The organism is Rhizobium halophilum, from assembly GCF_021648825.1.
GTDB lineage: Bacteria > Pseudomonadota > Alphaproteobacteria > Rhizobiales > Rhizobiaceae > Neorhizobium > Neorhizobium halophilum.
In genome coordinates this window covers 1-25,501 of sequence record NZ_JAKJHS010000021.1, presented here as the reverse complement: position 1 = coordinate 25,501, position 25,501 = coordinate 1, and the positions used below count along the sequence as shown (strand labels likewise).

The following is a 25,501-nucleotide window of genomic DNA, read 5'->3' as shown; positions in this document are numbered from 1 at the left end:
TTCCCCTGGTTGTCACCCTTCTCCTGGTGGAACCACTTCGAAGGGTCGGCGGAGGCCGTGGAGGCGGAGCTCATGGCAGCGGTTGCGACACTGATGCTGCCCGTGGAGATCGTGTCGACCTGGCTGGACCGTACAGGGGCGTTCTTCGAAGCGCCCCGGTAGTAGTCGCCTTCAGCATGAGCTGCACCAGCGATGAGAGTTGCAGCGAGAAGGGCGATGTTGAGGGTCTTGGTCATTGTCTTGTTCCTTTTCCTATTCGGGTGGTCTCCAGTATCCGTTGCTGGCTGACCGTTTGATCCTGCCTTTGTCTTTGCCCCGGTCGGCAGGTTGTCCAGGCCGTTTGTGTCTTTCGAAGCGGCGTCGCCGTCTCTGATGAGGAGAATGTGCCTCAGAACATGTGTTCGGAAAAGCAGGATAAAATCGTTTCAGATGTTCGATGAAACTGACAAGAAGCGTCTGCCGTCCATCACGGAAGCCGCGGTGGCCGTCCGAGTTCGTAGTCATTGGTCAGATCTAGCGGCGCAGGCCGGCAATCCTCATATCCGCGTTGTACGCGCATCAAAGGGGCAGATGTAACTGGCTTTGTTCTTCAATCGGACGAAACCAATGCTGAGTTTCATCATTGATGTGTTGTGGGCGGAAATGTGAACTCTAGCAAGTTCTATTGAGGCTTAAGCATCCGCCCAGCTATGCTCGTTTAAGAGAGTGTCCACATTGGCGAACATTGAACCATTCCGTCAGAACGCTTTGCCCCCAATCCCGGCCGCTACCGGAAAGAAACGCATTTATCCAGCTCCCCTCGTGCCTGAACTGGAAGAGGTTATTGCAAAGCCCGAGCGGACGTCCCCGCTCGGGCTTGAACAGTACATAGCTGGTCGCACGCTTGTCAGTGGCGACGGTCCGGCTTGGGACGACATGTTCGTGCAGGTCTATTCCCGTCTCAACAAGCAAGAGCCATTTCTCGTACCCGCTGTTGCAGAACCTCTTATCGTCTGGATCATCTCAGGCGAAGCAATTGTGGAAGAGCGAGATCTGGATGGGGAATGGGTCGCCAGCACCGTCACAGTCGGTGATTTTTTTCTGACCCGTTCGCCCACCCCCTATGAGATGCGCTGGCGCGCCGTTGGTGAGGCACCTTTCCAGGTTATGCACCTCTACCTCTCGGTTCCCCTCTTTGAACGTGTCTCTTGCGACCTTCTAGGCTACACCGCTCCTCCTGCGCTACGCGACATCTCAGGCGGCAACGACTTGCAACTATCTCATCTATTGGCGCTCGTTCATCAGGAACTGACCGCGGAAGGAAAGGGAAGCCAGCTGTTCATCCAGGGCCTCGCCCAGACCCTTGCGGTGCATCTGATCCGAAATTACGCCGCCAGTGAAGCTCCCGACGATCGGCAAAACGCGCTCCCCGGCTTCAAGCTCCGTCGGGCCGTGGCCCACCTAGAGGAACATCTAGCCGAACCCTTCAATCTCGCCCAGTTGGCCAAGACAGTGGGCATGAGCGAATTTCATTTTAGTCGTTTGTTCAAAAAGGCGACCGGGCTCTCTCCCTCGCGCTACTTCATTCGCCAGCGCGTTGCCCGGGCACAGCAACTTCTGCAGGAGACGGATACCAGCATTATCGAGATTGGCATGTCTGTCGGCTATTCAAGCCCAAGTCACTTCGCCCAAGTCTTCCGTCGGGAAACCGGCCTGCCGCCGAGCCACTACCGGCGAGGCTAGATATTCTCGAAGTGTCGCGATTGCGAGCAAGATCGCGACAGGTCCAGCAAGGCCCCGAGAGAAGTGCGCCGACCATCGCCTTAAATTCCTCCTTGTCAAACGAAACGCCCACCACGGTGGTGGCCTTCAGACAAGGAGTGAAGACAATGACCAACCTCAACGGAAAGATCGCATTGGTCACCGGCGCATCGAGTGGCATTGGCGCCGCTACTGCTGCAAAGCTTGCCGAAGCCGGTGCCAAGGTCGGTATCGCTGCACGACGCACCGACAAGCTAGAAGATCTCCAGAAACAGATCGAAGCCAAGGGCGGAGAAGCTCTTGTGATTGAAATGGACGTCGTCGATACGGCTTCGGTCGACGCGGGTGTCAAGAAGCTCATCACCGCATACGGCTCGATCGAGATCCTCGTGAACAATGCCGGCCTGATGCCGCTGTCTGATATCGACCAGTTCAAAGTCGACGAGTGGTACCGGATGGTGGATGTGAACGTGAAAGGCCTGCTGAATACAACAGCCGCTGTTTTGCCCCAGATGATCAAGCAGCATTCCGGCCACGTGTTCAACATGTCCTCTATCGCCGGTCGCAAAGTCTTCAAAGGCCTGTCGGTCTACTGCGCGACAAAACATGCGGTCACCGCTTTCTCTGATGGCCTGCGCATGGAAGTCGGTCAGAAGCGTGGCATTCGCGTCACCTGCATCCAGCCCGGCGCGGTTGCCACAGAGCTTTATGACCACATCACCGACCCGGCCTACCGCCAGCAGATGGACGAGCTGGCCCGCCAGATGACCTTCCTCCAGGGCGAGGATATCGGCGACACGATCGTCTTCGCAGCCCAGGCCCCGGCTCATGTCGACGTCGCTGAACTGTTTGTCCTGCCGGTAGAACAGGGCTGGTAACAGACCAGCCCTGAAAGGTCCCTGTCTTAATACAGGGGCCTCTCAAGGGAGATTGTCATGAAGGAATTACCCGCATCTCAAGCGTATCGCGTCCTAGAACCTGGCCCGATCGTCATGGTCTCGACGATTGATAACGGCAAGCCCAACGTGATGACGATGGGCTTTCATATGATGATCCAGCACGACCCGCCGCTGATCGGTTGTGTCATTGGGCCTTGGGATTACAGCTATCAGGCTCTCCGGAAAACTGGAGAATGTGTCATCGCTATCCCCGGTCTCGATCTCGCCGAAACCGTTGTCGACGTCGGAAACTGCTCGGGCGACAGGGTGGATAAATTTCAAAGGTACGGTCTGAGGACGCAACCTGCAAGGGACGTGGCCCCACCGCTCCTATGCGACTGTCTGGCTAATATCGAATGCCGGGCCGTCGATACCAGGCTGTCGGATCCTTACAACCTCTTCATCCTTGAAGCGACGAGGATCTGGATCAACGAGAACCGTAAGGAACGCCGAATGATGCATCACCAGGGTGACGGTACGTTCACCGTCGATGGCGGCACAATCGATCTTCGAGATCGGATGGTCAAATGGCGCCATCTCCCTTGAGAGGCGCCGGGCCCAGAATGCGCCAGCAACCCATCACGAAAGGAAGAAAACCATGACTGCTTATCTCGTCGTTGATCTCGACATCCACGACATGAAGTCGATCGAAGACTACCGATTGAAGGCATTGCCGCTCGTTGCCAAAGCTGGCGGCAAGCTTATCGCCATGGATGATGCTACTCAGCAGCTGGAAGGCTGGGAAGCCACCAACATGCTCATCATCGAGTTTCCGAACAAGGACGCGATCCGTCAGCTCTTTGCATCACCGGAATATGCGCCGCTTGCGGCTCAGCGTCAGGCGGCCGCCGGATCGCGTATCATCGCGATTAACGGCGTCTGAAAACTGCATCCGCTTTATGAACCTTCTTGCGCCTTCTGCGATCGGGCCTGCCATCGTCTCGATGTGGCCGTAGGACGAGTAGTAGAGAATGAGTACCCGAGGCGTTGCTGTCGCTTTGTTGCTGGTCTCATGCTGAGCGGATGTTCGGCTGGCGAAGACACCGCAACTCCCCTGCGAGCCCCCAAGGTGCTACAGTCGGCGGTGATGGGTCAGAAATCAAATGGGACGGCCTAACGGAGCCCGATTAAACGAGCCAGCCTTGCGATTGACGGGAGTTGGTAATGCGGCCCTTAGGAAGTTTCTCACGCAGCCAGCGCGCTGTGCTGGCAAGTTAGTCGGCACGGCTCGCAACAGCAGATCCTGTGGCTGGCGAACGACAGGTTACTGATCAGGAGCCTGCTAGAGTACGATCCCTCCCAGCACGGTCCGATGATGCTACGATGACTGATCTTCTGGATTCCGCTCCAGACAAGTCAGAGCAGACGCTAGCTGTCACCCGTCTCACAGCTAGGTCAATGTCCTGATTTTAACGAATAGACGAAAGTTCCTCGATCAACGGGTCGTTCGTTCGAATCCCATCAAGGCGCCAGACGTTACTGAGGTATGCGCTCGCGCGGAGAGGCTGAACTACTAACAAGTTCATAGACACCGTCTTTTGAGGAGCCGCGGGCTAAGCTAGAGCGGCTGAGTATGTCCGGTTCCTGTGCAGACACTGTTTGACGTCAGCTTTACAATCTGAGCCTCAAGCATACGATCTGTTCATCAGTCCGTACTGGATTAAGTGGTCGGCAGGTTCAGCTGCGACCGAGATACTGGAGCAGGCCAAGGCGGCAATCGCGGAAGATATGAGCTAGAGGAAAGTCTCCTCCATTGGATGCCATCTCCCATTGTCATGGCTGAACTGCGGGATGTGCGCCAGGCTGTGAATGAGCGACGCGTCAGACCCCAGTTTCTCCTGCCAGTCACGTGCTTCCGTCAGAATGACGGCGATGCCGACAACCTCTCCTCCAGCCTTGCGTACAAGGTCGATCGATCCCTTGAGGCTCGATCCTGACGCAACGACATCATCCACCACAACCACGCGCTTGCCCTGCAAGAGCGGGATTGCGCGGCGATCGAGCAACAGCTTCTGGTCACCTTTGGAGGTAATGGAGGTGATGGTCTGAACCAATGCGTCGCCGAGATGGATCTTCGGCGACTTTTGGAGGATCACGTAGTCGTCGAGACGAAGCGCTCGGCTGACTTCAATGGCGACGGGGATGCCGAGCGTCGCCGCTCCTACAACGACATCCGGTTCAAGGTGCGCGAGCTTCTTGGCGAGTTGCCTGCCGACATGTTCGCCGAAGCGCACTCCGAGGTCTATCACCATCATCAGCGAGATTGCGAAGTCAGGTGTGATCGGAACAATCGGAAGGTCGATCTTCAACCCGGCGACATCAACACTCCAAGTTTGGTCGGCGGATGAGGTGTCAGTCATTGTCATGCCTTGTCGTCCTTGAGGTTCAGCTTCGGCTCCACGAGCACGCCGACGTTGCGCCAGGTTGTGCGTTTGCGCTTCATGTCGAAGCCATAGATGGATAAGGAAATCGAGATCGCGTGCGCCATCCGGATTGCCTGGACCAGTAGCGGTACACCTCTAGCGAGAGCGAAACGCAGCCGCGTCACGAATGGCACGTCATCGATCTCCATGCCCCTTGCGCGCTGCGCGTCAGCAATGCGTTCGAAATCTTCCCGAAGCATCGGGATGATGCCGAAGGTCAGCGACAGGACGAGCGTCACGATTGGCGGCAGCCGCGCGGCGCTTGCGGCTGCCAGGATGGAGCCGGGCGAACTTGTTTCCATCACGAAAAAGAACGCAGCGGTGGTCGTGACCAAGCGCGCAGCCATACCCGTGGCAATAGTTGATGCAATGGTCAGTGACTGGCCTTGAAGGGCAAGATTCACGAGCCAGCTCGCAATTACCAGTACCACAAGTAGGACTGCACCCTTCAGATACGCCCTCAGGCCCGGCACCTTGATTGCTGCCAAGAAAACTACGGAAGCAATCGCAAGCGGCACGCCAAACTGCCAGCCGGGCACCATCCATGCAACCAGCATCACCAGGAACGCTGCAGCGAGCTTGAGGAAGAAGTTGACGTCATGAAAGCGCATGGGACGCCTCCATGCTCAGCTGAAAGCTTGGCTTGGGCCACTGGAGCATCTGATAGCTTTTGCTCTGCCAAGCCTCGTCGGTTGGACCATCGAAAACAATGTATCCCTGATCTAACACTAGAACGCGCGATGCGGCTTCTGCGACAAGCTCAAGATCATGAGATATCAGCATGACCGCCCGTCCCGCTGAAGCTGCGTCATCTAGGAAGAGGTCGAGCATCCGGCGCCCATGTAGATCGCGCGCAAGCAGCGGCTCATCCAAGATTGCGATTGGAGAGCCCGCCGCATCGGCACAAGCAAGACCGAGCAGGGCCTGCTGACGCGAGGAGAGAGCAAAGGGATTGGTTTCCTCGAATCCTGCCAAACCATACTTCGCCAAAAACCCCTTTGCTCTGTCGATCATCGTCGGATCTTTGGCTATCGAGGTTGATGCAGTGATAGCAAATGTCACTTCCTGAAGCAGGGTCATGTTGAACAATACCCGCCGCATGTTCTGCGGCAGGTAGGCGATCGAGCGTGCTCTGCGGGCAGGTGTCCACCCTGCCGCATCCTGTCCTCCTATGACGAGCGATCCAGACGCAATCTTCACCAAGCCGAGGATCGACTGAAAAAGCGTGGTCTTGCCAGCGCCATTGCGGCCGATCAGGCCAATAATCTCGCCGGAGTGAATGTCGAAGTTGATGTTCTCGAGCACCGCCCGCCCATCAGTTCGAGTGAGCCTTGTCTTCAATCCGGATACCGACAGAAGTGTTGTCAACTGCAGCGTGCTTTGGCGGATCGCGCGGCGGCGCCGAGGCGGGAGCACACCAGCGTTGATCCACACTGCCTCCTGATCGAAAAGTGCAGCTTTCGGCGCGGCGGGTGAGAGTGTACCGGAATTGAGCAGCGCAATCTCATCGACGACTTCTGAAACGGAGGCCGGATCCTGCTCCGAGATCAGCAGCGCGGGAATTTCGGCATGTAGCTTCTGCAATATCCGAACCAAGCGTTGACGAGCAGCCGGATCAAGTCCGATCGTAGGCTCGTCGAGCACGAGTAGTCTAGGAGCCGCAGCCAAAGCTGCAGCGATGGCCACCATCCGCCGCTCTCCTCCGGATAGCGTCAGCACTCCTCGCCCGGGTAGGTCGTTGAGCTCTAGCGATGACAGGAGAGCCTTTATGCGCTCCCTAATCTGGTGTTTTTCGACCGACCTGTTTTCCAGAGGAAAAGCGATGAGATCCTCGACGCTCAGGTCCCATAGCTGGTCTTCCACGTTCTGTGTGACGATGCTGACAACGCCAAACCATTCATCGGTCGGAATGCTGCTCACCGGGCGATCATCGAAGTCAATGTTACCGGAAAAGACTTCAGGCCGAACAAGCCGCGGTATGATGCCGGCCGCTGCGCTGAGGAGCGTCGTCTTCCCGCTTCCGGCGGCGCCACAGATAAGCAGGCGACGACCTGAGCTCACTGCCAGAGAGGCCTCGATGACAGCTGGCGAGCCGCCACCGAAGCCAACACTCAAGTTTCTAATGCTAAGCACGTTACACAGTCTTTGTCAGAAGCGGGTAAAACCTGCCGGGTGAGCGCTCTTGAGGATCTTCAGCGCAGGGATGACGAGCAGCGGTGTCCCGATGATCATCGGAACGATATCAGATAGGCCGAGATAGCCCATCGCCCACCAGAAGGGAAAGATACCGAGGTAGGCGAGGCTCGCCGATACGGCCAGAACCATGATCAGGCCAACGATCAGGCAAACCGCTGCAATTTTTAGCAGCGTAATACGGTTCATCTCTACCTTGAGCGGATTGAACAGAAGGCCTGGAATGAGGCCGGTCAGGCCGACCATGATGCCGTCAATGATTAGCGAATGCGCGGGGATGAAGGTGCCTGCCAGAAGCGACCAGACGATCGTGCCAATGTAACCGCAGATGAACCCACTGCGCCACCCCAGAAGGATACCGACCAAGGGCGGCAGGAAGGCGAAGATGCGCCACTGAATGACGCCGGGCACCAGTTGGATAGGATTGGCGTAAGCCCACAGCACGCCGGTTGCGGCAGCAGCGACAATGGATAGAACAATCGGGAACAGGGTATTACCTTCTCCCTGTGCATAAGCGGCATTTGACATCATGGTTCTCCGTAGACTAGTTCCTCCTGTTCTAATGCAAGATGCGTGCCTGTCCGGCGCGGCCCTGTACGATCGGCGCCGATTGCAGCCCGTCTTCATCGGACAGGCAGGCTCTGCATCACGCGCAATGCTGCGATGCAACATAAGACGTAGGTGAAAGCTGTGGCTTCGGCTATTGTTCTGGTATCGAAGTGTGCACCTCCTCCCGCACCTTCGTGACATAAGGCGCTCACTCCTCCCGAGCGTCTGTCAGAGCAGCGGCATCCTCCTCCCAGTCGCTGTTCAGCATTACCAAAGCCTGCCGCACCTCCTCCCGCGGCAGGCTTCTTCGTTTCTTGAGACGGAGCATAGGCGACAGAAGCCAATTGGTCTTTCGACAGACACTCACGCCGACTCTTGATATGTGACGAGTCATCTCTATCCAGCAGCTTCGTGTATCTCTGCTCCCATCAAATTCACCTCTGCCGATCCTTTTATCCGAGGGCGTCATGAAGGGCCGTATAGACATCAATAAATTCGTAGCGGTCACTTCGACAAACCACGCCAAGACCTATGGTCTTTATCCGCGCAAGGGTACGATCGCCGTCGGCGCCGATGCCGACATCGCGATATGGGATCCCGAAGTCAGGCAGGTGCTGACCCATTCCATGTTGGACGACGGCTCTGACTACACGCCTTACGAGGGGCTCGAAATAACCGGCTGGCCGATATTGACGATGGTACGCGGCAAGGTCGTCGTGCGTGACGGACAGCTCGCGGCTGAAAAGGGTGGCGGAACCTGTCTGCCACGCGAGATCAGCGGTTATGCCTGACGTCAACCCGAAGTGCCCGCTCATTACAGGCCAATCGGTTTCACTAGCCGAGCCGATGGTTAAGGCTATCGCCTACGTGCTACTTTAAACGGGCCGGACGAAAGCTGCGCAACATTCGCCAGAGATTTCAACGTTCCACCATGTTGTTCCACCGAGGGTCGAAGGTTCAAGTCTCTTCAAGAGCGAAGGCTGCGGCAGCTTTGCGCCTCCAGTCTCGGTCATAGAGGCTGTCATCAAACTGCCCAGAAGCGGAAATTACCCCGGCAGAGGCCTGATCAAAAGCACCAGTGACGGATATCGTCCTTCTTCTCTCGGAAAACAGCGTACCGCGCGTCGATTAGTAACGGTGGAGACCCGCATCATGAACGGGATCCGCTATGGTCTCAAGTGGAGGGATGTTCGCGCATCTGCCCAAACACAAGCTAGCCGGCCTAGCACGTGATGCGCTCCGGAGACGGATTCTCCACGTGACCATTGACACTGGACGTGGCCGGCTGTTCACCTGCGGGCGAGCACCGGCCAGAGGGCCACCAGCTTGTTCCCTCGGACACAGTGATACTGACCATACAATGTCACGGTCGGGTCATTGTGGGGGACCACACATTCGATGACCTCGCCGATGGATGGGTGTGCAGCATCGTGCAGGTGCAGGCGCCCATGCTCATCGCCGGCGTAGCTGTAGGTGGCGGCTTCCAACCCGGGGCTTACCACTCGCGGAGGGGGGCCATTGAGCGCGAATGCTTTCGTCCCCGCGTCAGTAGTCACGGAGCCCGCGACGTTCGTGCTGATCACCGCCGTCTGGACGAACAGCGCATTTTCGAAGGGCCAAGCCGTGCCACTCCGGTAAATCACCGTCTCATATTCGGCGTCCATGAAGATATACGAGCCGGCCTGGATTTCGGTGAAGGGGCCTTCCCTTGCATCGATTGCGTGACTTCCGGTGCCCCCGCCGGTGACGATGTCCGGCTTCATGTCGATTGCCGCCAGCGCCGAGATCACCGCGTCGATCTTGAGGTGCGCCTGCCTGCACAGCGCCAAGCGCTCGTCGGGGTCGGTGGTGTGCTGGATGTGCCCGCCATAGGCCTGGAGGCCCCGATAAGCGAGGGACGGCAGCGCCTTGATCGTCTCACCCAGCGTAACGGCGGCCTCCGGCGAGGTGACGCCTGTCCGTCCGAAACCCAGCTCCACGTCAATGATCACATTCAACCTGATGCCGGCGGCAGCGGTTCTTGCTGCAAGCGCCTCGGCATTGGCCGGATTGTCGACCACGATCATCGTATCGGGAGCTCCGCAGGCCAGTGCGATCAGGCGGTGGAGCTTGAGCGCGGTCGTCACCGGCGAGGTGATGAGAATACCCGCTATTCCGGCTGCCGCCATGACCTCGGCTTCGTCCAGTGTCGCGCAGCAGCAGCCTACCGCACCGGCAGCTATCTGGGCCTTGGCGATCGTCGGTGACTTGTGGGACTTCGCATGTGGCCGCAGGTTCTTGCCATGGGCTTGCATGATGTCCGCCATCCTCTCGACGTTCCGGTCGAAGGCATCGAGATCGAGAACAAGTGCGGGCGTGTTCAGCGCATATCGTGAGCCGGGTGCATCCAGGTTGTACTGCGCGAAAGTTGGAACGGTCATGGCACGGCGTTTCCCTTAGCAGGTGAAGACGAGCGGCACGCAAGTCACCCTGCATGCCGCAGCAGGCCTCAGCGACCGGCGCGTCGCATGAGCTTGCGATCCAGATGGCGGTACCACGCCATGACGCCCGGCATGAACCAAGGCTTGCCGGTGTAGAATGGCACGGCCGAGGGCGGACGGAAGTCGAAGGCCGATGGCTCCAGGTCTTTGTCGCCCATCAGTTTTCTTGCAGCCTGCGTCCCGATCCAGGGAGCCCAGACAACACCGGAGCCACAGAAGCCTGTGGCGTAGACGACGCCATCCCGTTCGAAGATGCGTGGGATCATGTCGCGGTGCATGGCAACATGGCCGAACCAGCTGTGGGTAAGGGTGACGTCCTTCAGTTCGGGGAAAATCTCGATCAGGTTGCGCTTGAGATGCAGGGTGGGCTCGATCGGCTCGCCGGATGTGGAGCCGTCGCGACCGCCGAACAGGATGCGCTTGTTGTCCGGTGACGGGCGGTAGTAGAATCCGAGGTTGCGGGTTTCGCTGCACATCATTAGCTTCGGCATCAATGTTGCCATGAGGCCTTCCGGCAGCTCCTCCGTCGCAATGATACGGCTGCGGATCGGCACCATGCGCCGGCGCAGCCAGCGATCGGAATTGTCGGTGTAGCCATTGGTGCAGGCGAGGACCTGCCGCGCAGAGACCCGGCCGGCCTCCGTGGTGACCTGGAACCCGCTGCCAGTTTTCTCGACCGCCGTCACGGCGGCGCCCGAACGAACCTCCACGCCGGCTTCGAGCGCGACACGCAGCAGTTCGGCATGGAATTTTGCCGGCTGCAGGCCGCCGATGTCCATGCGCACGGACCCGCCCCGATAGAAATCCGTCCCGAGATAATTGCGTTGCTCGGACTGCGGGACTGCATAGGCCTCGATGCCCAGCTTCTTCTCGAGTTTTTCCGCCGTGCGGGCGAGCTTGTCGTAGTCGTACAGGCCCAGCGCACCGCTGAAACGGCCGGAGAGGCTGAAGTCGCAGGCAATGTTCTCCGTCGCCAGAAGGTGATAGAGAAATTCACGCGCCTTTTTGCCCTCCGCCTCAATCGCCATCGCGCGGGACTCTCCGAAGCGGCGAACCAGCGTTGCATGGTCGAGACGAATATTGCCGCTGGTGATGCCGCCGTTGCGCGATGACGCGCCTTCTCCAGGGTTCATCTTGTCGAGGCAGACGACCGAGCGACCCGCGCGAGCCAGGTGCAGTCCGGCACTCAGCCCGGCGTAGCCCGCGCCGATGATCGCGACATCGACGGTGGCCGGAAGCGATTTTTCCGGCAGCGGGCGAACCGGTGCTGCCTCCCACCAGAAGGGGGTGGTCTTGTGTGCCGGCGCTGGATTGTTCTCGGGCATGTCGGTCTCGATGCTCCCCTTGGTGTACTGAGCTTGTTAGAGATGACGGTCGAACTGCACCGCGCCGATGATCCAGAGGATCTCCGCAGTGGACTGCGAAACGTTCTTGAAACTGTGTGGCAGCGCGCTATCGAAGACGAAACTGTCGCCGGTGCGCAGAGTGCTTGTCTGCTCACCAACCGTCAGCGTCAGCTCGCCGGAAAGAACCAGCCCACCTTTTTCCGCCGGATAGCTCAAGGCCGTGTTGCCGGAGACGCCACCGGGCTCGACGCGCAGGATCATGATCTGCAAATGATGATGGCCGCTCGCGGTCAGCAGCTCCTTCTTGAGCAGTCCGAGATCGATCTGGGGGCGATCCTTCAGGCGGCGCACGAAGGGCGGATCTCCCTGTTCCGGCGCCTCGTCCGGCTGCTCGCCAAACATTTCCTGAATCGACACGTTCAGTGCCCGCCGGATCGCGGTCAGCACGCGCATCGACGGGTTTGCGAGATCCCGCTCAATCTGGCTGATCATGCCGACCGACACGCCCGAGCTGTCCGCCAGCTGCTGAAGGGACATGCCCTTGGCGTTGCGCAGCTGCCTGACGGTCGCCCCAATCAACGATTGTGTTCCCCTGGACATCCGTAACACCCCTCTGGCCACCCTGCAGGAAATTGAAATATCTTGCGCAGATTTTCAATATGTTTGTTTAGTAGTATGCTGATGAGAATCAGGAAGGAAAATAATAAACCAAAATAGTCCTTTTCAACCAGTGGCTTGCAGTCAATCACATCCTCGCCAAGATTTCTTGGCGCGAATGCCCTTCCGTCGGCCCTTGTCAAAAATTTCAATATAAGCCTATCATCGATGAAAATGAGGACAAGAAGGGTTGGAGTTCGGCCATGGCCAATCATGATCCTATAGCTGCGCCTGTCAGTGCGCTTACAGTTCGCAACCTGACGATCGACTTGCCGAAGGGCATGGAGCGAAAGCACGCAGTGAGCGGAATTTCTTTCGATCTGAAGGCCGGTCAAATCCTCTGCATCATTGGTGAATCCGGTTCCGGCAAATCGGTTACCGCCAATGCCGTCATGGGCCTGCTCCCAAGTGCCATTGGCATTTCTGCTGGCAGCATCCGATGTGGTGACGTCGAGCTCACGGATGCATCGCCGGAGGTGCTCCGCGACATCCGCGGGCGCGTCGTCTCGATGATCTTCCAGGACCCGCTTTCGGCGCTCAATCCGCTGATGACGGTCGGCGACCAGATCGACGAGGTTATGTTTGCGCATGGCGAGGGCACGTGGGACGACCGGCGCGCAAGGTCGCTCGCATTACTGGCGGAGGTCGGCCTGCCGGATCCGGAACTGATGTACCACCAGTATCCATTCCGGCTGTCGGGCGGGCAGCGGCAACGGGTGATGATCGCCATGGCGCTTGCTCTCGAGCCCGCCATTCTCATCGCTGACGAACCGACGACCGCTCTGGACGTCACCACCCAGGCGCAGATCCTCGATCTCATCCGCGATATTCAGCGCCGCAAAGGCATGAGCGTGATGTTCATCACCCATGACTTCGGCGTCGTGGCCGAGATTGCCGACAGCGTCATCGTGATGGAGCAGGGGGTCATCGTGGAGCAGGGGAGTGCCGAGCAGGTGCTCTGCAACGCCCAGCATCCCTATACGAAGCGCCTTATCGCTGCCGTTCCGCATCTTTCCGACAATGATCGCACGCATGAAGAGGTGGCTCGCAGCGCGCCGGTCATCGAGGTCGACAATCTTCGCAAGGAATACCGCAGCGGCAGCATCTTCTTCGGCAAGGAGCGGGTGGTGAAAGCAGTGCAGGGGGCCTCCTTCGCGCTACAGCCCGGGCGGACCCTTGGGATAGTCGGGGAAAGCGGCTCCGGCAAGTCCTCGCTCGGACGGCTTCTGGTGAAGCTCATGGACAGCGATGGCGGACGGATCCTCTTTGACGGCCAGGACATTGCGCCGATGAAGGAAGCGCAGTTCCGCGCGCTCCGCCCCAAGATCCAGATGATTTTCCAGGATCCCTTTGCCTCGCTCAACCCCAGGTCGACGATCGGCCGCATCCTGACTGCCGGACCGATCGCGCATGGCATGGCACCGGCCAACGCGAGTCAGGAGGCGAGGGCGCTGCTCGAGCATGTCGGCCTCGACGGCGGTGCTTTCGACCGGTATCCGCACGAGTTCTCCGGTGGTCAGCGCCAGCGCATCGGAATTGCTCGGGCGCTGATGTTCAAGCCGAAGCTTCTCGTGGCCGACGAGGCCGTCTCTGCGCTCGACGTCTCGATCCAGGCGCAGATCCTGGAACTGCTCAACGACATCCAGCGCGAAACGGGTGTGGCGATGATCTTCATTACCCATGACCTGCGTGTCGCGAGCCAGATCTGCGACGAGATCCTCGTCATGCAGCGCGGGGTGATCGTGGAGCATGGTCCGCCCTCGCAGATATTCCGCAATCCGCAGTCCGCCTACACACGCGAGCTGGTTGCCGCCATTCCGGGAGAGAAGATCGCGGCCTAGCAACACCTCCACAATCGACGGTTCATAACTTCAACAAGCAGGGGAACATGCGCATGACCGATCAGAAACAGAGATTCGCCGCGACACGTCGCCAAGCCCTCAAGATGCTGGGCATCACTACCGCAGCAGGCGTGTTCATGCCGAACCTTCTCGGCAGGCCGGCCTTCGGCGCAACCCCTCCCGAAACGCCGACCGGCCGCATCGTGGTCGGCTTCTCGCAGGAGCCCACGGTCTTCAACCCGCTGATGCCGCGCATCGAGGTGGATGACGGCGTTCACTTCTCGCTTTTCGACACGCTGTTCCGCATTTCTCCGGACGGCTCGTTCACGCCCGGCCTCGCAACGGAAGTTCCTTCTATCGAGAATGGCGGTATTTCCGAGGACGGCCTGGAATGGCGCGTCAAGCTGCGCGACGACGTCAAATGGCATGACGGCGAAGCCTTCACCGCCGAGGACGTGAAGTACACGCTGGAGCTCATCGTCAACCCCAACTTCCGCAGCTGGCGGACCACGGGCCACACGCTCGTTCGCGACATCACGGTTGTCTCTCCCACGGAGATCACCTGGAAGATGGAGAGCGCGTTTGCACCCTATCTCTCGTTCCTGGCCGACACCTTCATCGTGCCGGAGCATATTCTGGGCGCCGCCGAGGATCCCAATACCGCACCGTTCAACAACGCGCCGGTTGGCACCGGTCCGTTCAAGTGGGGCAGCCGCACCGCAGGCGACCATGTCGAGCTTGTCGCCAACACGGACTATTTCGGCGATGGCCCCTATATCGAGCGCCTGATCTACAAGTATATTCCTGATCTCACCGTGCTCTACACGCAGTTCAAGAGCGGCGACATCGACATCATCGGCTCGCAGTACATCACGCCGGACAACTACGAAGAGGCCAAGACCCTTCCCGGCAAGGTGATCACCACCGTTTCCACCGCAACGGTCGAATCCATCTACCTCAACATGGAGCGCCCGCAGTTCAAGGATCTCGCGGTTCGTCAGGCGATCTATGCCGCGATCGACAAGCAGACCATCATCGACGCGCTCTACTACGGCCTGCCGACGCCGACAGAGACCTACATGCCGCAGGAGTCCGCCTACTTCAATCCCGACCTGCCGAAGCAGAGCTACGACGTCCAGAAGGCAAAGCAATTGCTGGACGAGGCCGGCTGGGTTGCGGGCGCCGGCGGTATCCGCGAGAAGGATGGCGTGCGGCTGTCCTTCACCAACTCCACGACCTCGGGCAACCATCTGCGTGAGCAGGCCCAGCAGTTCATTCAGCAGTCGCTTGCCGAGGTCGGAATCGAGATGAAGATCTCGAACCTGCCGCCTGCCGTCATGTGGGGCGAATTCTGGACGCAGTCGCAGTTCGACACCGCCATGGTCGGCGTGATCTTCATGATCGGCGCCGATCCGGACGTCACCTATCGCTTCCACTCCGAGGCCATCCCGGTGCAGGGCGGACGCGGTGCCAACACCGGGCAGTACAAGAATCCGGAGGTGGATGCGCTTCTGGAAGAGGGTGGAAAGACCTTCGACCAGGAAAAGCGCAAGGCAATCTACCGCGAGGTGCAGGCGAAGATCCGTGCGGACCTTCCGTTCCTGCCGCTGTTCCAGAACATGACGGTGCGCGGGCGTGACGAACGTATCGAAGGCGTAGAACCCAACATTAATACCCGCATCGACACCTGGAATACCGGCTCCTACTACTGGGCGAGCTAAACCGGTGATCGTGGCGGCGGGTGCAAAAAATACTGCCGCCACCTTGAATGTCTCAACACAAGCAGGAAGCAGACCATGGCGGGATATCTTTTCAATCGCCTGTGGCAAAGCGTCGTCCTTCTGGTGATCGTCTCGATCATCGGTTTTGCCGTGCTCAACCTCACCCCGGGCGGCCCATTGTCCCAGTTCGCCCTGACGCCTGGCATGACGCAGGAAGCAATGGACCGCATCGCCGAGCAGATGGGCCTGAACCGGCCGCTGCCGGTGCAGTATCTCGACTGGGGCTGGCGCCTCCTGCAGGGCGATTGGGGGACGTCCTATCGGGACGGTCAGCCGGTGCTGGATGTCATCGGTCGTCACATCACCGCGACGCTTCTGCTGATGGGCACATCGACCGCCTTTTCCATCGCAATCGGAACCTGGATCGGTATCCACGGCGCAACGCGGCCATATTCGATTTTCGACTATACGGTGACGATCGGCGCCATGGTGGCGCTGTCGATCCCGACCTTCTGGTTCGGGCTTGTCGGCATCTACATCTTCACCCTGGAGCTCGGATGGCTGCCGGCGGGCAATATGTACACGATCGGGGACGGGTCGGTGTTAAATTACCTGCACCACCTCATCATGCCGAGCCTGGTGCTGTCGCTGGTCAACGTGGCGGTCTGGAGCCGTTACATGCGTACGGCAACGCTCGACGTGATCAATCAGGAATTCGTCAAGACGGCACGCGCCAAGGGGCTGACGGAACGCCGTGTGCTTATGAAGCATGTTGTCGGTAACGCCATGGTGCCGATGATCACGCTGGCCGGCATGCAGTTGCCAAGCATTCTGGGCGGAGCGCTCGTCACCGAAACCGTCTTCACCTGGCCGGGAATGGGGCGCCTCTTTCTCGACAGCCTCGGTTACAGCGACTATCCGGTGGTGATGGGACTGCTCATGGTCTCGGCCATTCTCGTGCTGCTCGGCAGCCTCATCGCCGATCTTCTCGTGGCCCTCGTCGACCCGCGTATCCGGGTCAGCTGATGTCGATCGAATTGCCAGAAGCAGGAAAAATACCCATGAGCGCTCTCGCCATCCCTGCCCACACGTCCTGGTGGCGTAGCCGTGGCGTCCGTCGGTTTGCACGCCACCGCCTGGCCATCATTGGCCTCGTGATGATCACCTTGCTGACGTTGGCCTGCATCGTGGGGCCCTATCTTCTGCCTTACGACTCGCTCTACATCGATCTGCGGGCCCGTTTCGCGCCGCCGCTGACCGGCTACCATTTCCTCGGCACCGATCCGTTGGGACGTGACGTTGCCGCGCGTCTTCTGGAGGCGGGGCGGATATCGTTGCTTGTCGGCTTCTTCGCCATGCTGTTGTCGACGATGATCGGAACGTTGATCGGCGTCGTCTCGGGGTACTATCGCGGTGCCGTCGGCGCGACACTCATGCGTATCGTGGACGCCTTCCTGTCCTTCCCGTCGATCTTCCTGCTGCTGGCGCTGGCGGCCCTTCTGCAGCCGACCCCGATCATGATCACCATCATCATCGCACTCACCAGCTGGATGGAGGTTGCGCGGATCGTCGAGGCGGAAGTGCGCTCGTTGCGCGAACGCGATTTCGTGCAGGCAAGCCGGATGATGGGCCTGAGCAGCGCGCACATCATGTTTCGGGAGATCCTGCCCAACGCCATCGGGCCGATCATCGTGGCCGCAACCCTGACGGTGGCCCGCGCGATCCTCTTGGAGGCTTACGTCAGCTTCCTCGGCTACGGCATCCAGCCGCCGCTGCCGAGCTGGGGCAATATGCTGAACGGCGCGCAGCAGTATCTGTCGACGGCACCATGGCTCGCGATCATCCCCGGCATCACGATCACCATCGCCGTGACGAGCTTCAACTTCATCGGTGACGGCCTGCGCGATGCGCTCGATGTCCGCAGCGACCACATGTGAGACGGCCATGGTTCTCCTTGCCAATATCGACGCCGAGCGCGGTCAGCGGCTGAAGCAGCGCTTCCGCGAGGTGGCTTCGGAGCAGGTCATCGTCCTGCCGGACGACGCCTTCGAGAAGCAGGATGTCCGCTATCTCCTCACCTGGAAGATCCCCGAAAACCTGGCCGATTTCGTCAATCTGGAGATCATCTTCTCGGTGGGTGCAGGCGTCGATCAGTTCGTGGCCACAGGCGTTCCGCAGGGCGTGACGCTGGTGCGGCTGATCGATCCGGGGCTTACGGCGATGATGCAGGAATACGTGACGATGGCGACCTTAAGCCTCCATCGCGATCTGCCGGCCTATATCGCCCAGCAGGAGCAGTCCGTCTGGAAACAGGTCTGCCTCCCGCCGCCGGCAGCCGATCGCCGGGTCGGTGTGATGGGACTGGGCGAACTCGGGAAGGGAGCTCTCGCTGCCCTCGCAAACTTCGGTTTCCAGCTTTCCGGTTGGGCCCGCAGCCCGCATCAGATCGCAGGCGTCGACTGCTTCCACGGCGCCAACGGCTTGCAGCACTTCCTGCCGTCGGTGGATATCCTAGTCTGCCTTCTGCCGCTCACCAACGAAACCCGCGGCATTCTGAACAAGGACCTGTTCGATCGGCTGCCCACCGGAGCCTCGCTCGTCCACGCCGGGCGCGGCCAGCATCTACAGCACGATGATCTTCTGTCGGCCCTGGAGACCGGGCAACTCCGCTCCGCCTTCCTCGATGTGGTCGATCCGGAACCTCTGCCCGACACACACCGGTTCTGGCGGCATCCCAAGATCATCCTGACACCGCACGTTGCCTGCATGACGCGCGTCGAGATGCTGGCAACGGCGATCGCGGGCAACTTGGACCGTCACGGAGCGGGAAAGCCGATGGCAGGTGTCGTGGCCGTGGAGCGCGGGTACTAACGACGGCTCGGTGCTTTATCCTGATCGACTTTGGGTTGGCGCGGTGCGGCCGCGCATACTTCCAGCAGGAGCGACAGTATTTTCCGAACCTCATCAGGACGCTGACGACGAATATGAGAGAGGACGAGCTCCAATGACATTCGGCGGAGCATCTGCCACAACCTAGAATGGCAGCTTACGGCCCCTTCTTGGACATTGGAATGCACTACCTGCTTGATTTGCCCATTTTGTCCGCCGCTGCGCATTCGAAGGAAAGCGGGTTCCAGATTCGTATCCCATCAACTGCTTACACTACAGAATGACGGTGCTTAGGTTTTGCTCCCATCACGGTGTTGTTTCTTCAGGTGCGCTTTATAGGACGTCTGGGAGTCCAATAGACAGCTCCAGGTGCAACGACAGCTAAGATGCCTCCGCGTCTCGCATTATCTTGAAGGGGTCTGCACCTATCGCTCGGCCGACCTTGATGAATTCAGCCGCATCAAGCCGCCGTTCGCCAAGCTCGTACTTTGAAACAAAAGTTTGACGCTGCCCGATGCGCCTTCCCAGTTCCGCTTGAGTGAGGTCGGCTGCTTTTCGAGCAGCAATCAAGGCATCGATCATCCGGCCGTACACGATGGCATTGAAGGAAGACAAGGTATGACCGCCAGTAATTAAACCAGCGAGCCAAATATACCCGCTTTTCCTGTACCCCAAAATAGGGTACTGAGTTCTTACTGAGGAGAAGCATTTTTGGAACTACGCCAGCTCTCATACTTCGTAGCCGTAGCTGAGGAGTTGCACTTCGGTCGGGCAGCAGCACGAATGTGTATCGCCCAGCCGGCGCTGAGTACGCAGGTGCAGGCCCTGGAGAAGCATCTGGGGGTGCAGCTTCTTCATCGCACCACACGGCGGGTGGAGCTGACGCGGGCAGGGGAGGTCTTCTACGATCGCTGCATCAGGATCCTCGGCGATATCAAGCTTTCCGCTGAACTGGCCCGCTCGGCTGACGGCAAGGGATCGAGGGAGATCCGGATCGGGACCATCTATCCCGCCACCATCGGAGTCCTGCCGCCGTTCCTGTCACGCATCGCCAGGAAGTGCCCTGGCATCCGCATGCACATAGCTAGCGGCTCCACCAACGACATCATCCGCAGCATCGAGGCAGGCCAGCTCAACCTCGGCTTCATCCGGCCGGTTGAGAACATTGGTTCGCTGCGGTTCTTTTCCATCTCCCACGAGCGTTATCTGCTGGCGGTATGCAAGGCCAGCCCACTTGCCGCCTTGGAGGATGTTGGCATCGAAGATCTCCGCGACCAGAAGATCATCTCGTTCTCCCGCTCCAATCTCTCCTATACGGAGCATTATTTTGCGGAGAAATTCGAGGAGCATGATCTGGCTGGCAATGTCAGCTACACCTGCGACGACACCTTTTCGCTCGTATCACTGGTGTCGGCCGGCCTTGGCGTTGGCTTTGCGCCAGAGTGGACGCGGGGTCTTCCCAATCGCAACTTTGAACTGAAGAAGGTGAGGGGCGTCGACTTCAAGATCGGGTTGGGTGTCGCCTGGAACAAGGAAGATCCCACCGCAGGACGCGATGATATCATCGATATCGCACGCTCGCTGGCGCGGCCAGTGGCAAGGGCTCACGCGTCGCCCGAACCGGCGTCCCGCGCGAGAACGCACTAGCGAGTGGCCGAGTTCGGTCGCCGATAGGTCCCGTCTTCGACTTAAGTCTCCTCTTTTCCTTTTTCATTCTAAACTGGCGATGGGTCGGCGGACATCTGCGCATGAGGGCGTTGCTGCAGAGGAGGGTTTCCCACGTGCGGTATTGGAAGAGGCGGAAACGCAGGTCACCTTAAAGATATCGACATCATGCAACCCGGGCCTGAACTCGGGGCAGCAGCCCCCGCGTGGCATCAGTCTGGACCTCTTGCGGCACTGAGATCAGCTGCTTCATCGAGTAGAGATCTGCACGGTCGCCGAGCGCAGGGGAGCGTACGCAGGGGGCATCAAGCGTCACACGCTCCACCTTGGTGCTGATCACGCCCTGGCTGCCGGTTTCGTCGGGTCAGGCGTTCAGTCTTGCACCTTACTGGTGTGTCGCTGGCGGAAGAACGAGATCATCTCCCCAAGAACAAGATCCCGATAGGTGTCCTGCTCGATCAGCAGTTCGTGCCGTGCACCATGGATTTCACGCAGGATGCAAGACTGATAGCGCGACGCATTCATCCTCTCGCAGAACCTCCGCTGGCCGCGATTCTTCACGATCCTATCGGCTCCGGCCTGGAAAAGCAGAACCTCAACCTTGATCCGTCCAGCGTCGCGAATACTGCGGTTGGCTGCCTTGCAGGCTTCGTAAGCCCAGGCAAGGCTCGGACCCCCAAGCTGAGCCTGCGGGTGACGATCAAGCTCTCTCCGCTTGAGGATCTCGTAACGCACTCGGCTGCCCGTCAGCTCGCGGTCGCTATTGAACTCTCTGGAGAGATATGGGCCATATCCCCAGACATAAGTTTGACCAGCGCCAAGCTTCAGCAGCCAGCAGGCCCAGTGGGGGATCGGAGCTAAATCCGGCTGGTGCATCGGCGCGGAAAAAACCGCTGCCGAGAAATCATCGCCGTATTTCTCAAGATAGATAGAGGCGATTGCGCCGCCCATCGAATGGGCAAGGAGAAAAAGCCGCTTGTTACCGGGTTTGACCTCGTGGTCCACGAAAGTCTTAAGATCCGTGACGAAGTTGTCGAAATCGTCATATAGCCTAGGTCGTGCAGGCGCTTGGCCGCCTGAGGATCGTATGGCGCGCCGGGAGAACGCTTCAAAAGCCTGTCGGATAACCCTTGGCCACGATGGTCGAGAATATAGACATGATAACCCTCATGCCAGAGGTCGTACACGACCTCGCGATACTTGATGAAGCTCTCACCGTAGCCGCTTGCTATGACGATCCCTTCCTTGCTGCCAGGGCGCGGAAAAACCATGGCGGCAATATTGACGCCGTGCACGCCGGAGATCCCGACGTTCGCCATGCCTGTTCCAGAAGGCGACGATCTTGCTGTGATAGACCTTCTCCAGCTCCGCCTCAGCCCCCAGTTCCCCCGCGAGGCCGATCTTTTCCACGGCCGGAGCGATGACCGCGAGGCTGGCCAACACCATGATGCCGATCAACGCCTTTACGAGGTTTATTGGCTGACTGATAAACCGCATCTTTCGCTCCCTGTTTCCGCACAGTTGAGCGAGGATGCGTTGGCACGTCATGTCGGATCGATGGATCACGGTTTCATTTGGAACAGGCCCATTTTTGAAAGCATGTTGGACAGATCTAAGAGTTGGATTGGTGCTTGCGACTGGCAACATGCCAGGTGAGCTCGCAGCAGTCTACGAGGCTCCGTTTAGCAATCAAGTAAGGCATACGGTGAAGGCCGCAGGCCAGCCTGCGTTATTGCCGATGGTCAGCAATGCCCAATTCCACGGCAGTTGTTTGGTCTGGAAATCGACGGGTCAGAAATGCGGGCAAGAACGTTTGCAAGCCGCGCCTGGACATGGATCTGGTTGAGATGACGCCACTCCGGCACTTCAGCATATCATCCATGGCCTCGGCAACGGGAGAGCTCTGCAACAGTTTGGTCCGCTCGGTCAGGAGCCAGTTCAGCAGTGCTTTAACAAGTAGCCGACTGTCTCTGCCAGCGTCGGTACTGCCTCGCGATCACATGGACGACTGGAGTGATCCCCGCCTCATCGCGGACCCCGCGCCAAGCCACGTGTGCCGTGGAGATGCGATGTCTCGGGCGGAAGAGCTATCCGGCGACCGGCATCGCCGGCGCGGGCTGCAGGACGATCGGTCGGTGCTGTTCTAGCTTACCCTGCATGCTCGTCCGGATGGCGTCGGCCAGAGCCCGCGTGCTTACCGGGTCGCGCAGATGGGTGAAATGGGTAGCGACGGTGGAGCGGACCGCTACTTCCTCCCCGAAGCGGGAGGTGACGATGACGGGCGTGCCGCGCACCATCGCCTCGATGTCCCGCGCCGAGACGCCGGCGGGAACGGCTGCGACGTCGATCATGATCAGGTCGGCCGCCTGGGTCGCGAGCCATGTTTCCAGCGCCGCATAATCCGCGAAGCTGACGGGCTCGTAGCCGAGTGCCGCTATCCTTTCCTCGTGCATTGCAAGGTCGCCGCGGAGCGCCTTCAGCGTCGCAATCAGCTCTCCGCTGCCCCGCGCCAAGCGGGGAGACGCGAAGAACTGGTTGATGGGCGTGGATGGCATCGAGCAATGGGGGAAGTAGATCTCGAACAGCGTGCCCTTGCCGTGTTCGCTCGTCACGTCGATGCGGCCATCCATCGCCGTCACGAGACCATGGACTGCAGCGAGCCCCAGGCCGGTTCCGCCCAGCGCCGCTTTCGTGGTGAAGAAGGGCTCGAAGATGCGCGGCAGCGTATCCGGCGAAATGCCCCGCCCGTTATCCTCGACGCTCAGCCGCACATACTTGCCCGGCTGGAGCAATCCGAGTGAAAGCGATTTGACGCTGCCGGTGAGGACGACATCGACATTGATATCGACCTTCACGCTACCAGAGGAGGCTTCGAGCGCGTTCTTGCAGAGGTTCATCACGACCTGCTGCAGGTCCATGGGGTGGCCCAGGACCTTGCAGCCCTCGTCCGGCAGCAGTGGTGCAGCGACCTCCAGCTGCGGGAAGGAGGCGGAGATTAAAGGAAGCGCGTCGTGCATGGCTTCGACGAGATTGAGCGGTAGCCGCTTCTGTTCGCGGCTACGGCTCAGGGTCAGTATCTGGCTGACGATCAGCTCGGCGCGGCGCGCGGTGGACATCATTTCGTGGAGGTAGTGTTCGACATGCTTGCAATCCTGCGCTCGCTGCAAGGCCATCTCGCCATAGCCGAGTAGGGCGCCGAGGATATTGTTGAACTCGTGTGCCACGCCGCCTGCGAGTGTACCGACCGCCTGCACGCGTTCGGCATGGTTAAGCCGGCGTTCGAGATCTTCCCGGTTCTTGCGTTTGCAATGGTCCGCCGCGGTCTGGACAAGGCCCGAAAGCGACGAGCACAGAAGGTCCACCTCGTCGTTACGGAAAGCTCGTCGCGGCTTTGCGAAAATCATCAGCAGAATGGCGGTGCGCCCGAGCGGCGTGGTAATTGCCGCGGCAACTGCTCTCGTCCGCCGTCTCCCGAACCTTTGGGCTTCCTCAGTACCGAGGTCGAGAAAGCGCGGGGTACTCTCCGGCTCAGGGCAGTGATCTGTCGGGATTCGCTTCAGGAAATGTGCCTTGACCTCCGGCACGATCGCAGGCGGGAATCGGGGGGCCAGGAACTCGTCCACTGTTACGCCGGTGCGCGGCTCGACGATCTCGACCCGGAGCGAATCCGCACCGAAATAGCGGGCATAGTCCGCGAGAACGCTGGTCGCCACTAGGGCAAACTCCCCCCTTGTCTGGGCTTCGTCGAAGGCACGGGCAAAGGTGGCGAGCAGGGACTGACTCTCGAGCAGCCGGCCGACGGCCCGGGCCTGTCTCATCTGTATTAGTGTCAGCCAAGATGCATAGGCGCATAGCGTGAGCGCTAACAGGGCGAGCGCCGTGTCCGAGAGAAGCGAGACATAGCCGATCGCGTTACAGGATCCACAGTCTGGTGAAGGTCTCTGCTCGGCTGCAAGCAGCGCCAGGAACAACGCGGCGAAGAAACTCATGAGAATCTTCAGGGGTGTGTCACCCGATGTCTGGGGTATCGCTGCGTTAGGCCAGAATCGCGGCATGTTGCATGTCTACTCAGGTTTAAGGTTCGGTGATCGTGCGCGTCCGGCCGAAAGGTGCCGGGGGCACCTTGAACCGCCGGGCTTCTCCGCTCCTGCAGCCCTTCGACAGCAGGCGGTGTCTTGCAGCTCAAGCTGATCCGGTCGAGCTTGGCACCTGACCACGGGTCGAAGCAGCTCTACCAAGGCCCTTCTGAAGGGCCATTTTTACAGAAGAATTTCAGATCGGCGCGCTCGCCTACAATTGAAACAAATCGGCGCCGACGAGCTGGAGGAGACAGCGCATCCTTTCCTAGGGCGGTTTTCGCCGCGCTCGGTGAGATTGCTGGTGCGCGACCGCGACAGTTGAGCTGGATCTGCGACCTCCGCGCCAGCACCTTCAGCGGCTCGACCATGGCTCGGACCGACCTGATATAGCCTTCCTGGAAAGCCGGTGCGTGCGGCGGCGGCAGGTTGCGGTGCCGACATCCACCAGTTGCGCCAGTTCAGCATTGCTGAGCCGCCCATTGCTTTGCAGCAGGAGCAGTATTTTCAGGTCGGTACGTTCGAGGCCCGAGGTCCTGAAGAATCTTACGAAGATGGTGGTTCAAATGGATCTATCAAGTCAATCTGAAGTCAGGAAGGATCCCCGATTTCAAATAGGAGAGCATGATTCATGTCAGCAATGGTAGCTTTCCCCATGTGGCATAACAAGCGAAAGGGCAGTTCGCCGTGGGATCCCTCGGTGCGGTTGGGCGCATTCTTGCCGTAGGAGGTTATCCATCCGCTTTGTCAAAGCAGTCAGGGCACTACCGCTCTTGGAGCAGGCAGCCGGCTTGCTGCGGCTTGGGGAAGACATCGTGCCAGACATAACGATTTGTGTTAGCCAGTATCTTAAATACATATATAGTAACTTCTAGTGAGGCGTTCTAAGTCCTGTGCATAGGTTTTCGAACGAGGTTCACATGGCACAGGACAATTTCTTCACTCCGCTTCAGCTGGGCGCAGTTGCCCTAAAGCACCGCGTC

General features: G+C 59.3%; 23 protein-coding genes and 3 pseudogenes. 12 read left to right on the top strand and 14 right to left on the bottom strand.

The features are described 5' to 3' along the window. A partial coding sequence (locus LXM96_RS20520) for a hypothetical protein (protein ID WP_240000419.1) occupies positions 1 to 236 on the bottom strand: 236 nt, incomplete at its 3' end. Positions 237 to 714: 478 nt separating this feature from the next. Here LXM96_RS20520 and LXM96_RS20515 point away from each other — a divergent pair. From LXM96_RS20515 to LXM96_RS20500, 4 genes are all read left to right on the top strand, one after another. Next, positions 715 to 1,722, top strand: a complete 1,008-nt coding sequence (locus LXM96_RS20515) for an AraC family transcriptional regulator (protein ID WP_240000418.1) — start codon at positions 715 to 717, stop codon at positions 1,720 to 1,722. A gap of 146 nt (positions 1,723 to 1,868) precedes the next feature. Beyond that, on the top strand, positions 1,869 to 2,618 hold the full coding sequence (locus LXM96_RS20510; protein WP_240000417.1) for an SDR family oxidoreductase: 750 nt from the start codon (positions 1,869 to 1,871) through the stop codon (positions 2,616 to 2,618). A 57-nt stretch (positions 2,619 to 2,675) separates the two neighbouring features. Beyond that, positions 2,676 to 3,224 (top strand): flavin reductase family protein, encoded by a 549-nt coding sequence (locus LXM96_RS20505; RefSeq protein ID WP_240000416.1) that lies wholly within the window; start codon positions 2,676 to 2,678, stop codon positions 3,222 to 3,224. A gap of 52 nt (positions 3,225 to 3,276) precedes the next feature. Next, on the top strand, positions 3,277 to 3,561 hold the full coding sequence (locus LXM96_RS20500; RefSeq protein WP_240000415.1) for a DUF1330 domain-containing protein: 285 nt from the start codon (positions 3,277 to 3,279) through the stop codon (positions 3,559 to 3,561). Positions 3,562 to 3,585: 24 nt separating this feature from the next. Here the strand turns inward: LXM96_RS20500 and LXM96_RS20495 are convergent. The 5 genes and pseudogenes from LXM96_RS20495 to LXM96_RS20475 all read right to left on the bottom strand — a co-directional run. Then, positions 3,586 to 3,651, bottom strand: a pseudogene (locus LXM96_RS20495) (NAD(P)H:quinone oxidoreductase); the annotation flags it as partial. A 760-nt stretch (positions 3,652 to 4,411) separates the two neighbouring features. Continuing rightward, the gene (locus tag LXM96_RS20490; RefSeq protein WP_240000414.1) at positions 4,412 to 5,044 is read right to left on the bottom strand and encodes a phosphoribosyltransferase family protein; all 633 of its coding nucleotides are present in this window, start codon (positions 5,042 to 5,044) and stop codon (positions 4,412 to 4,414) included. Next, positions 5,041 to 5,712, bottom strand: a complete 672-nt coding sequence (locus tag LXM96_RS20485) for an energy-coupling factor transporter transmembrane component T family protein (RefSeq protein ID WP_240000413.1) — start codon at positions 5,710 to 5,712, stop codon at positions 5,041 to 5,043. Before LXM96_RS20485 ends, LXM96_RS20490 begins: the two co-directional genes overlap by 4 nt. After that, entirely contained in the window at positions 5,699 to 7,216 is a 1,518-nt protein-coding gene (locus LXM96_RS20480) for an ABC transporter ATP-binding protein (protein ID WP_240000412.1), read from the bottom strand. The genes LXM96_RS20485 and LXM96_RS20480 overlap by 14 nt, the downstream gene beginning before the upstream one ends. 33 nt (positions 7,217 to 7,249) lie before the next feature. After that, positions 7,250 to 7,825 carry an aminotriazole resistance protein gene (locus LXM96_RS20475; protein ID WP_240000411.1) on the bottom strand — a complete coding sequence of 192 codons (576 nt, stop codon included), beginning with the start codon at positions 7,823 to 7,825 and terminating at the stop codon, positions 7,250 to 7,252. A 458-nt stretch (positions 7,826 to 8,283) separates the two neighbouring features. Here LXM96_RS20475 and LXM96_RS20470 point away from each other — a divergent pair. Then, a pseudogene (locus tag LXM96_RS20470) lies at positions 8,284 to 8,634 on the top strand (amidohydrolase family protein); the annotation flags it as partial. A 498-nt stretch (positions 8,635 to 9,132) separates the two neighbouring features. Here the strand turns inward: LXM96_RS20470 and LXM96_RS20465 are convergent. From LXM96_RS20465 to LXM96_RS20455, 3 genes are all read right to left on the bottom strand, one after another. Continuing rightward, positions 9,133 to 10,263 (bottom strand): DSD1 family PLP-dependent enzyme, encoded by a 1,131-nt coding sequence (locus tag LXM96_RS20465; RefSeq protein WP_240000410.1) that lies wholly within the window; start codon positions 10,261 to 10,263, stop codon positions 9,133 to 9,135. 68 nt (positions 10,264 to 10,331) lie between these two features. Then, positions 10,332 to 11,648: an NAD(P)/FAD-dependent oxidoreductase gene (locus LXM96_RS20460; protein ID WP_240000409.1), complete on the bottom strand. Its 1,317-nt coding sequence runs from the start codon at positions 11,646 to 11,648 to the stop codon at positions 10,332 to 10,334. Between the two features lie 36 nt (positions 11,649 to 11,684). Next, complete coding sequence (locus LXM96_RS20455; protein ID WP_142523065.1) at positions 11,685 to 12,269, bottom strand: helix-turn-helix domain-containing protein; 585 nt, start codon at positions 12,267 to 12,269, stop codon at positions 11,685 to 11,687. Between the two features lie 260 nt (positions 12,270 to 12,529). On the opposite strand from LXM96_RS20455, the gene LXM96_RS20450 reads away from it, so the two are divergent. The 5 genes from LXM96_RS20450 (at position 12,530) to LXM96_RS20430 (ending at position 18,759) form a co-directional block, all read left to right on the top strand. Further along, complete coding sequence (locus tag LXM96_RS20450) at positions 12,530 to 14,167, top strand: ABC transporter ATP-binding protein (RefSeq protein ID WP_240000408.1); 1,638 nt, start codon at positions 12,530 to 12,532, stop codon at positions 14,165 to 14,167. A gap of 53 nt (positions 14,168 to 14,220) precedes the next feature. Next, positions 14,221 to 15,888, top strand: a complete 1,668-nt coding sequence (locus LXM96_RS20445) for a peptide ABC transporter substrate-binding protein (RefSeq protein WP_240000407.1) — start codon at positions 14,221 to 14,223, stop codon at positions 15,886 to 15,888. Positions 15,889 to 15,963: 75 nt separating this feature from the next. Further along, positions 15,964 to 16,914 (top strand): ABC transporter permease, encoded by a 951-nt coding sequence (locus LXM96_RS20440; protein WP_240000406.1) that lies wholly within the window; start codon positions 15,964 to 15,966, stop codon positions 16,912 to 16,914. Positions 16,915 to 16,949: 35 nt separating this feature from the next. Further along, positions 16,950 to 17,825: an ABC transporter permease gene (locus tag LXM96_RS20435; RefSeq protein ID WP_240000405.1), complete on the top strand. Its 876-nt coding sequence runs from the start codon at positions 16,950 to 16,952 to the stop codon at positions 17,823 to 17,825. A 7-nt stretch (positions 17,826 to 17,832) separates the two neighbouring features. Further along, positions 17,833 to 18,759 (top strand): 2-hydroxyacid dehydrogenase, encoded by a 927-nt coding sequence (locus LXM96_RS20430; protein WP_240000404.1) that lies wholly within the window; start codon positions 17,833 to 17,835, stop codon positions 18,757 to 18,759. Positions 18,760 to 19,158: 399 nt separating this feature from the next. On the opposite strand, the gene LXM96_RS20425 is transcribed toward LXM96_RS20430, so the two are convergent. After that, the gene (locus LXM96_RS20425) at positions 19,159 to 19,359 is read right to left on the bottom strand and encodes a helix-turn-helix domain-containing protein (RefSeq protein ID WP_240000403.1); all 201 of its coding nucleotides are present in this window, start codon (positions 19,357 to 19,359) and stop codon (positions 19,159 to 19,161) included. Between the two features lie 129 nt (positions 19,360 to 19,488). Between LXM96_RS20425 and LXM96_RS20420 the strand changes: the two genes are divergently transcribed. Then, positions 19,489 to 20,424: a LysR family transcriptional regulator gene (locus tag LXM96_RS20420; protein WP_240000402.1), complete on the top strand. Its 936-nt coding sequence runs from the start codon at positions 19,489 to 19,491 to the stop codon at positions 20,422 to 20,424. Between the two features lie 184 nt (positions 20,425 to 20,608). Here the strand turns inward: LXM96_RS20420 and LXM96_RS20415 are convergent, their stop codons facing one another. Beyond that, entirely contained in the window at positions 20,609 to 20,782 is a 174-nt protein-coding gene (locus LXM96_RS20415; RefSeq protein WP_240000401.1) for a hypothetical protein, read from the bottom strand. A gap of 32 nt (positions 20,783 to 20,814) precedes the next feature. Then, on the bottom strand, positions 20,815 to 21,531 hold the full coding sequence (locus LXM96_RS20410; RefSeq protein ID WP_317208291.1) for an alpha/beta fold hydrolase: 717 nt from the start codon (positions 21,529 to 21,531) through the stop codon (positions 20,815 to 20,817). Positions 21,532 to 21,759: 228 nt separating this feature from the next. Here LXM96_RS20410 and LXM96_RS21945 point away from each other — a divergent pair, with 228 nt between their 5' ends. Continuing rightward, positions 21,760 to 22,098 (top strand): hypothetical protein, encoded by a 339-nt coding sequence (locus tag LXM96_RS21945; protein WP_240000400.1) that lies wholly within the window; start codon positions 21,760 to 21,762, stop codon positions 22,096 to 22,098. 431 nt (positions 22,099 to 22,529) lie between these two features. Here LXM96_RS21945 and LXM96_RS20400 read toward each other — a convergent pair whose 3' ends face one another. Together LXM96_RS20400 and LXM96_RS20395 are read right to left on the bottom strand one after the other, a co-directional pair. After that, a complete protein-coding gene (locus LXM96_RS20400; protein WP_240000399.1) occupies positions 22,530 to 24,431 on the bottom strand; it encodes an ATP-binding protein in 1,902 nt (633 codons plus the stop codon). Between the two features lie 437 nt (positions 24,432 to 24,868). After that, positions 24,869 to 25,074: pseudogene (locus LXM96_RS20395) on the bottom strand (Lrp/AsnC family transcriptional regulator); the annotation flags it as partial. Positions 25,075 to 25,501 lie beyond the last annotated feature (427 nt).

Excerpts from the sequence above, each read along its gene's own strand:
- LXM96_RS20465 (WP_240000410.1), bottom strand. The coding sequence starts at position 10,263 with ATGACCGTTCCAACTTTCGCGCAGTACAACCTGGATGCACCCGGCTCA.
- LXM96_RS20490 (WP_240000414.1), bottom strand. The coding sequence starts at position 5,044 with ATGACAATGACTGACACCTCATCCGCCGACCAAACTTGGAGTGTTGAT.
- LXM96_RS20445 (WP_240000407.1), top strand. The coding sequence starts at position 14,221 with ATGACCGATCAGAAACAGAGATTCGCCGCGACACGTCGCCAAGCCCTC.
- LXM96_RS20400 (WP_240000399.1), bottom strand. The coding sequence starts at position 24,431 with ATGAGTTTCTTCGCCGCGTTGTTCCTGGCGCTGCTTGCAGCCGAGCAG.
- LXM96_RS20435 (WP_240000405.1), top strand. The coding sequence starts at position 16,950 with ATGAGCGCTCTCGCCATCCCTGCCCACACGTCCTGGTGGCGTAGCCGT.
- LXM96_RS20460 (WP_240000409.1), bottom strand. The coding sequence starts at position 11,648 with ATGCCCGAGAACAATCCAGCGCCGGCACACAAGACCACCCCCTTCTGG.
- LXM96_RS20450 (WP_240000408.1), top strand. The coding sequence starts at position 12,530 with ATGGCCAATCATGATCCTATAGCTGCGCCTGTCAGTGCGCTTACAGTT.
- LXM96_RS20425 (WP_240000403.1), bottom strand. The coding sequence starts at position 19,359 with ATGATCGATGCCTTGATTGCTGCTCGAAAAGCAGCCGACCTCACTCAA.
- LXM96_RS20505 (WP_240000416.1), top strand. The coding sequence starts at position 2,676 with ATGAAGGAATTACCCGCATCTCAAGCGTATCGCGTCCTAGAACCTGGC.
- LXM96_RS21945 (WP_240000400.1), top strand. The coding sequence starts at position 21,760 with ATGCCTGTTCCAGAAGGCGACGATCTTGCTGTGATAGACCTTCTCCAG.
- LXM96_RS20455 (WP_142523065.1), bottom strand. The coding sequence starts at position 12,269 with ATGTCCAGGGGAACACAATCGTTGATTGGGGCGACCGTCAGGCAGCTG.
- LXM96_RS20440 (WP_240000406.1), top strand. The coding sequence starts at position 15,964 with ATGGCGGGATATCTTTTCAATCGCCTGTGGCAAAGCGTCGTCCTTCTG.
- LXM96_RS20485 (WP_240000413.1), bottom strand. The coding sequence starts at position 5,712 with ATGCGCTTTCATGACGTCAACTTCTTCCTCAAGCTCGCTGCAGCGTTC.
- LXM96_RS20475 (WP_240000411.1), bottom strand. The coding sequence starts at position 7,825 with ATGATGTCAAATGCCGCTTATGCACAGGGAGAAGGTAATACCCTGTTC.
- LXM96_RS20510 (WP_240000417.1), top strand. The coding sequence starts at position 1,869 with ATGACCAACCTCAACGGAAAGATCGCATTGGTCACCGGCGCATCGAGT.
- LXM96_RS20500 (WP_240000415.1), top strand. The coding sequence starts at position 3,277 with ATGACTGCTTATCTCGTCGTTGATCTCGACATCCACGACATGAAGTCG.
- LXM96_RS20430 (WP_240000404.1), top strand. The coding sequence starts at position 17,833 with ATGGTTCTCCTTGCCAATATCGACGCCGAGCGCGGTCAGCGGCTGAAG.